General features: G+C 66.3%; 10 protein-coding genes. 6 read left to right on the plus strand and 4 right to left on the minus strand.

What is annotated here, in order from left to right:
• Nucleotides 1-13: 13 nt before the first annotated feature.
• Both QA635_RS16535 and QA635_RS16540 read right to left on the minus strand, forming a co-directional pair.
• On the minus strand, nt 14-412 hold the full coding sequence (locus QA635_RS16535; RefSeq protein WP_283070355.1) for a hypothetical protein: 399 nt from the start codon (nt 410-412) through the stop codon (nt 14-16).
• A 32-nt stretch (nt 413-444) separates the two neighbouring features.
• Nucleotides 445-669, minus strand: a complete 225-nt coding sequence (locus QA635_RS16540; RefSeq protein ID WP_283070357.1) for a hypothetical protein — start codon at nt 667-669, stop codon at nt 445-447.
• A 94-nt stretch (nt 670-763) separates the two neighbouring features.
• Here QA635_RS16540 and QA635_RS16545 point away from each other — a divergent pair, with 94 nt between their 5' ends.
• From QA635_RS16545 to QA635_RS16555, 3 genes are all read left to right on the plus strand, one after another.
• Nucleotides 764-1588, plus strand: a complete 825-nt coding sequence (locus QA635_RS16545; RefSeq protein WP_225164234.1) for a helix-turn-helix domain-containing protein — start codon at nt 764-766, stop codon at nt 1586-1588.
• A 63-nt stretch (nt 1589-1651) separates the two neighbouring features.
• Complete coding sequence (locus QA635_RS16550; RefSeq protein WP_283070360.1) at nt 1652-2317, plus strand: DsbA family oxidoreductase; 666 nt, start codon at nt 1652-1654, stop codon at nt 2315-2317.
• Between the two features lie 86 nt (nt 2318-2403).
• Complete coding sequence (locus QA635_RS16555; protein WP_035631194.1) at nt 2404-3042, plus strand: NIPSNAP family protein; 639 nt, start codon at nt 2404-2406, stop codon at nt 3040-3042.
• 279 nt (nt 3043-3321) lie between these two features.
• Here QA635_RS16555 and QA635_RS16560 read toward each other — a convergent pair whose 3' ends face one another.
• Both QA635_RS16560 and QA635_RS16565 read right to left on the minus strand, forming a co-directional pair.
• Nucleotides 3322-4506, minus strand: a complete 1185-nt coding sequence (locus tag QA635_RS16560) for a GNAT family N-acetyltransferase (protein ID WP_283070364.1) — start codon at nt 4504-4506, stop codon at nt 3322-3324.
• Between the two features lie 173 nt (nt 4507-4679).
• Nucleotides 4680-5132: a hypothetical protein gene (locus tag QA635_RS16565; RefSeq protein WP_283070365.1), complete on the minus strand. Its 453-nt coding sequence runs from the start codon at nt 5130-5132 to the stop codon at nt 4680-4682.
• Nucleotides 5133-5291: 159 nt separating this feature from the next.
• Between QA635_RS16565 and QA635_RS16570 the strand changes: the two genes are divergently transcribed.
• The 3 genes from QA635_RS16570 to QA635_RS16580 all read left to right on the plus strand — a co-directional run bounded on the left by QA635_RS16570 (nt 5292) and on the right by QA635_RS16580 (nt 9179).
• On the plus strand, nt 5292-5519 hold the full coding sequence (locus QA635_RS16570) for a hypothetical protein (RefSeq protein WP_016848541.1): 228 nt from the start codon (nt 5292-5294) through the stop codon (nt 5517-5519).
• 118 nt (nt 5520-5637) lie between these two features.
• Nucleotides 5638-7083, plus strand: coding sequence for a caspase family protein (locus tag QA635_RS16575; RefSeq protein WP_283070369.1), 1446 nt, complete (start codon nt 5638-5640; stop codon nt 7081-7083).
• Between the two features lie 71 nt (nt 7084-7154).
• Complete coding sequence (locus QA635_RS16580; protein WP_283070370.1) at nt 7155-9179, plus strand: pyrroloquinoline quinone-dependent dehydrogenase; 2025 nt, start codon at nt 7155-7157, stop codon at nt 9177-9179.
• The last annotated feature ends 335 nt before the right edge of the window (nt 9180-9514 follow it).

Here is a 9514-nt window from a genome sequence, read left to right on the forward strand (position 1 = left end):
TCCGGCATTCGGTTTACGCCGCGACCGTCTCACCGCTGCGGCGCAACCCGACATATTGCAGCTCGGCGAAAACGCCGGTGGCGATCGCCTGGGCCAGGATCACGATGGTCCCGAAGAGGTTCGGCGACACCGCGCCCGACAGCAGCAGCGCGATGCTGGCGAGCGTCCAGGCCGCGTTGCCGACGACCACCAGCATCACCAGCGGCTTCGGCACCGACATGCGCGTGCCGAGCCAGCCGACCAGCGCCGTATAGGCGATCAGGAACAGCCCGGTCTCGCGCAGCAGCGCTTCCGGCAAGCCGAGCAGTGATGCCAGCGCGCCGGCGTCGAGCACCATCGCTATGGAGGATACGCCACTGAAGACGGCATCGGCAAGCAAAGCGCGGCGCAGCAGCTGGGACGAATGGATCATGGCAGTGTCTCCTCGGGTTGGGGTGGGGGTGGTCAGCGGAACAGCGACTGCAGCTGACGCCACAGCCGGAGCGGACACAGCGCCTTGCCGACCCTCATCTCGGCCGCATAGACCTGCGCGAACACCAACACGCCGGTCGCGTGCACGAGCGGCTGCGGCATGTTGAGCGAGCGCGCCAGCAGCCAGGTGGCCAGATGGACCAGCCACGGGAGCAGGACGGCGAGGGCGCGGACAAGGGACAGCATCAGCATGGTCATCTCCTGTGCCGTGGAAGATGAGCCGGCCGGCGCGCCAATTCGATTACCTCAGGCGTAATGGAACGGGCGAATTCCGCATGGTAGGTTTTGCACCATGAACGCACATGCATCCATGGCGCGGGCCGAGCCCGCCAAACCCGTCCCGATCGGCGAGCACCTGCGCGAGTGGCGGCAGCGCCGTCATCTCAGCCAGCTCGACCTTGCCGTCGATGCCGAGATCTCGGCGCGGCATTTGAGCTTCGTCGAGACCGGCCGCTCGGCGCCCTCGCGCGACATGGTCCTCAAACTGGCGGAGCGCCTCGACGTGCCCCTACGCGAACGCAACGTGCTGCTGGTCGCCGCGGGTTTCGCGCCCGCATTCCCGCAACGCTCGCTGGATGATCCGGCGCTGAAATCGGCGCGCGAGGCGATCAACCTGGTGCTGAGGGCGCACGAGCCGAATCCGGCGCTGGCCTATGACCGGCACTGGAATCTGGTCTCCGCCAACCGCATGGTGGCGCCGCTGCTCGAGGGCGTGCCGCAGCGGCTGCTCGGCCAGCCCTTCAACATCCTGCGGCTTGCCTTCCACCCCGAGGGCCTCGCGCCGCGCACCGTGAACCTCGCGGAATGGGCCGCGCATCTTCTGGAGCGGCTGCATCGGCAATGCGAGGCAACGGCCGATCCGGAGCTGCTCAAGCTCTACCAGGATCTGAAGTCCTATCCGATCCCGGCGCGGTCGGCCCCGATCACCACCGACAACAACGTCGCGCTCCCCTTCAAGCTCCGCCTCAATGGCGAGATCCTTAGCTTCATCTCGACCACCATGGTGTTCGGCACGCCGGTCGACATCACGCTGCAGGAACTGGCGCTGGAGACCTTCTTCCCGGCCGATGAGCTGACCGCCGAGCGGATGCGGCAGATGGCAGCCAGTATGAAATAGCGGCTTGTCTCAGAGCGCTTTCGGCCTACCTTTGGGGTTCCATTTTCCGCCGGGAACCCCGCCATGAGCGATCTGAAGCCGCTTCGCCTCGACATCGTCTCCGACGTCGTTTGCCCCTGGTGCTATATCGGCAAGCATCGCATCGAGGATGCGCTCAAGCTGGTGCCCGATGTGCCGGTCGAGGTGCATTGGCGGCCGTTCTTCCTCAACAATTGGGTGCCGCGCGAAGGCATCAGCCGCGAGGAATATCTCACCGCCAAGTTCGGCTCGGTCGAGGCCTACAAGGGCATTGCCGGCCGCGTGGTCGCCGCCGCCAATGAGGAGGGGCTCACCTACCATCCCGAGCTCGTCAAGCGGCAGCCCAACACAATCGACTGCCATCGCCTGATCCAGTGGGCCGAGGCCAAAGGCAAGGCGGCCGAGATGAAGCAGCGGCTGATGGAGCTGTATTTCCGCGACGGCGGCGATCTCACCGACAGCAACGTGCTGGTGCAGGCGGCAAGCGATGTCGGGCTCGATGCCGACGACGTGCGCAAGCGTCTTGCCACCGACGAGGATGTCGACCTGGTCTCGGCGCAGGCCCAGGAGGCCGCCGAGAAGGGGATTTCGGGCGTGCCGACCTTCGTGTTCGCGCAGAAATACGCGGTGTCCGGCGCCCAGCCGGCCGAGCAGCTCGCCCGCGCCATCCGCCAGGTCTCGGCCGAGATCAACGCAGAGGCCGCGGAGTAGTCCGCAATCCCTATCGAAAGCCCGGCTCATGCCGGGCTTTTTCGTTTGCCCACATCATCCATCGGAAACAATCAGGGGAGACCACCATGATCTATGAGCTGCGCACCTATACGGTCCGTCCAGGCGCCGTCGGCGAGATGGTGAAGGCGGCGAGCACGATCTCGCGCGATATCCGGGCCGACAATTTCGGCAAGCTGGAAGGCTACTGGATCACCGAGATCGGTCCGCTCAATCAGGTCATGCACATGTGGAGCTACGCCGATCTCAACGAGCGGACGCGGCTGCGCGCCGAGCTCGCCAAGAACCCGCGCTGGACCGGCGAGTATATTCCGGTGATCCGACCGTTGCTGGTGCGGCAGGAGGTGCGGCTGCTCAATGCCGTCATCCCGCCGGTGGCGCCGGCGACCAAGGGCAACATCTACGAATTCCGCAACTATCGTGCCAAGCCGGTCGGCGGCGCCAAGCAATGGCTCGATCTGATCACCGGCGTGATGCCGGAGCGCGAGAAATACTCCAAGATCGTCGGTCTCTGGACCACCGAAGCCGGGCAGCCCAACGAAGTCTGCCACATCTGGGCCTATCCCGATCTCAACGCCCGCGCCGCCGCGCGCGGCAACGCGATGAAGGATCCGGCCTGGCTGGAATTTTTGAGCAAGGGCACGCAGGTGCTCGAGGAGATGCACTCGACCATCATGCTGCCGGCACCGCATTCGCCGTTGCAGTAAGAGAGGCGATCATTCGCGCCGCGACGAGCCGTGTTGTCCCAAGCGCAAGACAGAGAGGCCGCCGGTTGAGGCGGCCTTTTCGTCTTTGCGTCAGGACGTCGCGGGCGACGGCAAAAAGCCCCATCCGATGTTTCCATCAGATGAGGCTTTCGAAGCAAGGGCGCGCGCCGTCTGAGAACCAGCGCGCCGCAACGCTAGTCGGGCCAGCTGACACCAACCTGACGGCGGCAGCCCGTTGTTTCCCGATGTGTCTGCATGCCTACGAAAGGGTAAACCGCATTATCCGGGCTTGCCGCGCCGGCTGCGGGTGAAGCGGACGGCGCCGCGCGCGGCTTCGTAGGCGAAGTTGTTCAGGCTCAGCGCGGTGTGAATGGCCGGCACCAGCGGATCGCGGCGCCGCAGCGGCAGCAAGACGTCGCCGATCGCGAAGCGGCCGCGCCAAATCGGGTCGATCATGGGGTGGCCCGGCGCCGCGGTGGAATCGGCCGAATTGATCGTGGGATCGGCGCAGAGATGGCGCGTCAGCTCCAGCGTCAACTGCGTGCCGGGCGAATGTTTCGCAAAGCGCTCGTCGACGCCGATCTTGAAGAAGAAGGCGCGGTCCTGGTGACGCACCACGATGCCGCCCGCGACCGGCGTGTCGCCCGCATGCAGCGTGATGATCTCGCAACGGCCGGCTTCGGCCATTGCCGACGTCGCGCGGCGGATGAAGGTCGCATCGCCGGCATGCTGGCTGAGCGCCGTGCCGCGCTGGCCCTTCCAGCCACCGGCTTCGAGGACAAGGAAAGTCTCGAGCGCCGTCGCAACCTCGCGCGGCGTGCGGGCGACATCGAAGCGCACCGCGCCGTGGTCGGACAGGCGATGATGCTGGCGGCGCAGCTCCTTCAGCTTCTTGGGCCCGAGCGCGTCGCGCAACAATTCGTCGGCATCGCGCGTCGCATCCAGCTGGGCGCGCTGATAGGCGCTCAGTATCCGCGGCTGCAACCCGTCTCGCGCCAGCACCGCGCGGATCGCCGCCATGGCCGGGCCCTCGAGCGACATGGTGCGCAGGATCAGCGCATGCGCGCCCGCATTGCGCGCCTGCCGCAGCATCTTGCCCACCGCTTCCTCGGCGGCGTCGCGGTCGAGCAGCGGCGTGCACAGCGTGCCATAGGGTTCGACGCCGACCAAAGCGGGCAGGGGGATGCGGTAGATCCGCCTCATCGGAACGACGGGCAACAGGCCGATCAATTGCCCGGTATCGCCGGCGGCACTGAGCAGCGCCGCGCCGGTGCGGCCGCGCGCGGAGGCATCGACCGCCAATTCCCAGTCCGCCTGATAGTAGCCATTGGCCTCGATCGCGCGCGCGGCAAGCGCACGCCATGCATTGAGCGGCGCGGCCGACAGCGGCGGCAACGTGCGATCGTCCGTGGCATCCTTGCGCGATGCACGGTGCATCATTGCCTGGTCAGCAATATCGGCCACGTCCCTGTTTCCCCACTCCGCGAGGCTGATTGGGCCTTGCGTTCGTCAGGGCAACGCTAGCGGAAAGAAATGGAAAATGCCGTTGAAGCCACCGCGCAATTTGAACGGTCGTGTTAACGGACCGTTCAGCATACCCGGTGCGCAGCGGCTTGGCCGGCTCGCCGGCTCAAGCGCTAGGGTTTGGTGCTCCGTTGCGTTTCCGCCGCAACGGTGCTCTCGACCGGCTCGTAAGTCTCCGTCACGCAATTGTCGTCGGCTCCGACCTGCCGGCGATCGAAGATCGAGCCTTCATTGATGAACACGCGATAGGTCTGCGTCCCCAGCGGCTTGCCGATCACCGATGTCAGCTCGGCGCGTACGCATGCCGTCCAGCCGGTGCCGCGCGGGTCGTGCAGCGGGGCGGAGACCCGCACATGGGTCGGCTGTGAACCGGCCGTGAACACCGAATCCAGCTTGCCCGCGACCAGCCGTTTGACGTCCGGAGGCATCTCGAGCGGCGCCGGCTCGGCGGCCTTGACCTTCAAGGCCTCCGGCCACACCGCATGGCTGTCCGCCAGGCCGCAGCCACTCAATATTAAGGCGGCGCCGGCCAGCAGCGCCGCCAGATGTACTTGTCCCTGTCCCATTCAGCGCATTTAATGTGCCGCCGTCAGGATTGCGCCCCCTGGTGGCGCTGAATTCGCGTGAGGCGGCGCTTTGTCGATCAACAAATGTCGAGCGACAAGTTATCGTTGGGGTAGAGGTATTACCGGATGTTGCTGCGGCGGCGGGGGAGACAGACTGACATGAAACGCTTCACGGTTGCTGCCGTCATCCTGGCGCTGCTCGCGACACCCACCCTGGCCCAGGGCCGGCGAGGGGGCGGTGGAGGCGATACGAAGACGGAGCAGAAGCCCAAGGTCGACGAGAAGGCCTACAAGGCCGCGCTCGATCGGATCCCCGAGCCCAAGGAGAAATACGATCCCTGGGGTGTCACCAAGCCGGCAGCGGATCCGGCCAAGAAGCCGAAATAGCCGGCCTCACGACTCGGCAGCCATTCGACCGTCGTCGGTCGGCAGTACATTGCCGTATGGCATGAACCTTGGCCTTGCGGCCTCCGACCCATCTTCGATGTCATTGTCGGAGGCCGCCATGCTTCGCCGTTCGCTCCTCAGCCTGATCGTTCCGGCAGCGATCCTGCTCGGCGCCGTGCCGGCATCGGCGGAAAGCCGGCTGGCGCTGGTAATCGGGCAGTCGGCCTACAAGTCGGTGCCCGCGCTGCCGAATCCGGCCAACGACGCCAGGGCAGTGTCGCAGATGCTGACCGATGCCGGATTTGCGGTGACGGCCGCATCGGACCTGTCGCAGGACGAGATGCGCGCACGGCTCAGCGATTTCTCCGGCCAGGTGGCCGCGAAGGGCGCCGACACCGTGGCGCTGGTGTTCTATGCCGGGCATGGCCTGCAGATCGACGGCGAGAACTATCTGGTGCCGGTCGATGTCGATCCGAAGCGCGAGGCTGATATCCCGATCCAGGCGGTTCGGCTCAACGACGTCCTGAATACGCTCACCTCAGTTCCGAGTCGGATGCGCATCGTGCTGCTCGATGCCTGCCGCAACAATCCTTTCCCGGAGCTCAGCAAGACAGCGGGGCACGGGCTCGCCATCGTCGATGCGAGGGTCGGCGCGCCCGGCACGTTCGTGTCGTTCTCGACCTCGCCGGGAGCGGAAGCCGAGGACGGCAGCGGTGCCAACAGCCCCTACACCACCGCGTTGCTGGCCTCGGCCAAGGAGCCGGGCATCCCGATCGAGGACACCTTCAAGCGCGTTCGCCTCGCGGTGAACAAGGCTACCGACGGCCGCCAGACGCCGTGGGACTCGTCCTCGCTCACCGACGACTTCCGTTTCATGGTGGGGACAGCGGCATCAGCCGCGACGCCGCCGCCGGCCGCGGCCAAACGCACCGTCGACGAATGGAAGCGCGAGTTGCAGGGCAAGCCGATCGAGGCCGCGAATGAACTGATGGTGATCGACGGCTCCGACGAATCCTATGAAGCCTTCGCCGCGATCTTCGCCGGCACGCCGCGCGGCCTGCAGGCGCGCGACTGGCTCGACCGGCATCGCCGCATGCTAGCGTGGAATAACGCGATCCTCATCAACACGGCGGCGGCCTATCGCGGCTTCCTCGCGCAATATCCTGACACCGACCTGACAGCGACCGCGCGCAAGATGATCGAACGGCTGCGCTACCGTCCCGATCCGGCACCCGCCGTCGCGCTCAGTGTGCCCGCGACCAACGTCGCGCTGGCGGCGCCGATCTGTCCCTGCAACGCCGCGCCGCCGCAACAGCCGCTGCAGCAGAGGGCCAACGTGCCGGTGAAAAAGCGTGCCGATCCCGATCCGCCGCGGCGCGCGGGCAAGCGCCCGCCGCGCGTCGTGGTCGAGGACGACGTCGTGGTGGTGCGCCGTCCGCCTCCAACCGTGGTCTACGAGCCTGCCGGACCGCCGATCGGAATCGGAATCGGGATCGGCATCGGCGGCGGCGGTGGTGGTTATCGCGGTAACTACGGCGGCGGCTATCGCCGGGGTGGATACTGACGCGACGATCGCGTAAATGCTTTCCCGCATGAGATGCGGCGCCCGGTGATCGCATCCTGGGGGAGGACGCGATGCGGTCGCTGTTTTGCCTGCTTGCCGCGCTGCTGCTGTGTGGTCAGCCGGCGCGCGCCTGGGAGTATTGGGGCGGCGACCGCGGCGGACAACGCTTCTCGCCGCTGACGCAGATCACGTCAGACAATGTCGGCACGCTGCTGCGCGGCTGGGAATTCCGCACCGGCGATCTCGATACGCGCCCGCCCGAGGTGATGAAGCGCACCAAGTTCGAGGTGACGCCGCTGTTCGTCGAGGACAGCCTGATCCTCTGCACGCCGTTCAACGAAGTGATCGCGCTCGATCCCGGCACCGGTGCGCAGAAATGGCGTTTCGATCCGAAGATCAGCATGGCGCAACGGCCGGCCAATCGCTTTGTCTGCCGCGGCGTCGCGCACTGGACGGATGATCGTGCGGCGGAAGGCGCGGCCTGCAGGTCACGCATCTTCACCGGCACCAACGACAGGCGCCTGATCGCGCTCGATGCCAGAACCGGCAAGCCCTGCGCCGATTTCGGCAACGGTGGCGAGATCAGGATCGAGATTGGCATGAAGCTGGAATGGCCGGGCGAGTTTCAGATCACGTCGGCGCCGGTGACGGGACGCGGCGTGGTCGTGGTCGGGTCCGCGATCGGCGACAACCGGCGGGTCGACGCGCCGCTCGGCGCGGTGCGCGCCTTCGATGCACGAACCGGCCAGCCGCGCTGGAGCTTCGATCCGCTCGTGCATGACGGGATCGAGGCCGGCCACAGCAATGTCTGGGCGCCGATGTCGGTGGACGAGGAGCGCGGGCTGGTGTTCCTGCCGACGACATCGCCCAGTCCGGACTTTTGGGGCGGCAAGCGCGCCGGCAATGACGAGCACGCCAATTCCGTGGTCGCGCTGCGGATCGAGACCGGCGAACTCGCATGGGCGTTCCAGACGGTGCATCACGACGTCTGGGACTACGACCTGCCGGCGCAGCCGACGCTGGCGCGGATCGACACCGGCGATGGTCAGCACGACGTCGTGATCCAGCCGACCAAGCAGGGCTTTGTGTTCGTGCTCGATCGCGACACCGGCAAGCCGGTGTGGCCGGTGGAAGAGCGCGCGGTGCCGCAGAACGGTGCCGAGGGCGAGAGGCTGTCGCCGACGCAGCCATTCCCGACCCATATGCCGCCCCTGCTGACGCAGCGGATGACGGCCGATGATGTCGCCGGCCTGTTGCCGGGCACCGGGAGCTCGGCTTGCGAGACGCTGCTCGCGCAATCCCGCAATGAGGGCCTTTACACGCCGCCGTCGACGCAAGGCACGGTGATCTATCCGATGACAGGCGGCGGTGTGAACTGGGGCGGCGCGGCGTTCGATCCGGTCAATCAGATACTCTACGCCAATGTCAGTCATGCGGCGCACATCGTCACACTGATTCCGCGCGACCAGGCCAAGGGCTTCAATCCGCCGCCGGGCCATGAATTCGGCCAGCAGGAAGGGGCGCCGTTCGCGATGTCGCGGGCGCTGGCGACGACGGCGGTCGGGTCGCCCTGCAACAAGCCGCCATGGGGCGAGACGGTGGCGGTCGATCTCAGGGCCGGCAAGATCCTCTGGCATTCGTCGGTCGGCACCAGCGAGGATCTCGCGCCGCTCGGCATCGCGTTCAAGACCGGCACGCCGCTGGTCAACGGCGTCGCGATCACCGCGGGCGGCCTGGTGTTCACCGGTGCGATGGATGCCTATCTGCGCGCGTTCGATGCCAGATCGGGAAAGCAGTTGTGGCTCGGCCGGCTTCCGGTGCCGGGCGTCGCCAATCCAATGACTTATCTCTGGAAGGGCGAGCAGTACGTCGTGATCGGCGCCGGCGGCCATTCCGAGGCCGGCACGTCGATCGGCGATAGCGTGGTGGCATTTCGCCTGCCGCGTCAGGGCGAGGGGGCATCGTTGTGGACCCGCCTGATCGATCGGCCCGGCGGGCGGTTCACCGCCAAGGCTGTGGTCGCCGGTCTCGTGCTCGTCGCCCTCGTTGCGCTGTTCTGGCGCTGGCGGCGGAGCCGTCGCTCGCGATCCGCTTAGGTGCTCCCTGCCGCAGGTGCGCGCCGCCAAAATATCGAAAACAACCCCATGCAAAGTGGCCGGCAGCTGCCGGCGTTCGAAAAGCAACTTGACACGTCGGGCAACTCAGGGTTATTTTTCTACTATTCCGAAATAGTGCAAGCGTCGCCTCGCTCCGCTAAAGCGCGATGAATTCAGGTTCTTCGCCGCGTCTGACTGGTCCGGTATTGGGTGCAGTCCGGACTTCTCATCAACGATCTCCGACCGCCGCATTTGACCCATGCAGTCATGGGGCCTTCTTGCCCGCGTGCTTCCGGAGCTTTCTCGCAATGATGCTGTTCCCCGCATCGGCGATG

The sequence above is a fragment of the Bradyrhizobium brasilense genome (assembly GCF_029714345.1).
GTDB lineage: Bacteria > Pseudomonadota > Alphaproteobacteria > Rhizobiales > Xanthobacteraceae > Bradyrhizobium > Bradyrhizobium australafricanum.

Excerpts from the sequence above, each read along its gene's own strand:
- QA635_RS16535 (WP_283070355.1), bottom strand. The coding sequence starts at position 412 with ATGATCCATTCGTCCCAGCTGCTGCGCCGCGCTTTGCTTGCCGATGCC.
- QA635_RS16540 (WP_283070357.1), bottom strand. The coding sequence starts at position 669 with ATGACCATGCTGATGCTGTCCCTTGTCCGCGCCCTCGCCGTCCTGCTC.
- QA635_RS16545 (WP_225164234.1), top strand. The coding sequence starts at position 764 with ATGAACGCACATGCATCCATGGCGCGGGCCGAGCCCGCCAAACCCGTC.
- QA635_RS16550 (WP_283070360.1), top strand. The coding sequence starts at position 1,652 with ATGAGCGATCTGAAGCCGCTTCGCCTCGACATCGTCTCCGACGTCGTT.
- QA635_RS16555 (WP_035631194.1), top strand. The coding sequence starts at position 2,404 with ATGATCTATGAGCTGCGCACCTATACGGTCCGTCCAGGCGCCGTCGGC.
- QA635_RS16565 (WP_283070365.1), bottom strand. The coding sequence starts at position 5,132 with ATGGGACAGGGACAAGTACATCTGGCGGCGCTGCTGGCCGGCGCCGCC.
- QA635_RS16570 (WP_016848541.1), top strand. The coding sequence starts at position 5,292 with ATGAAACGCTTCACGGTTGCTGCCGTCATCCTGGCGCTGCTCGCGACA.
- QA635_RS16575 (WP_283070369.1), top strand. The coding sequence starts at position 5,638 with ATGCTTCGCCGTTCGCTCCTCAGCCTGATCGTTCCGGCAGCGATCCTG.
- QA635_RS16580 (WP_283070370.1), top strand. The coding sequence starts at position 7,155 with ATGCGGTCGCTGTTTTGCCTGCTTGCCGCGCTGCTGCTGTGTGGTCAG.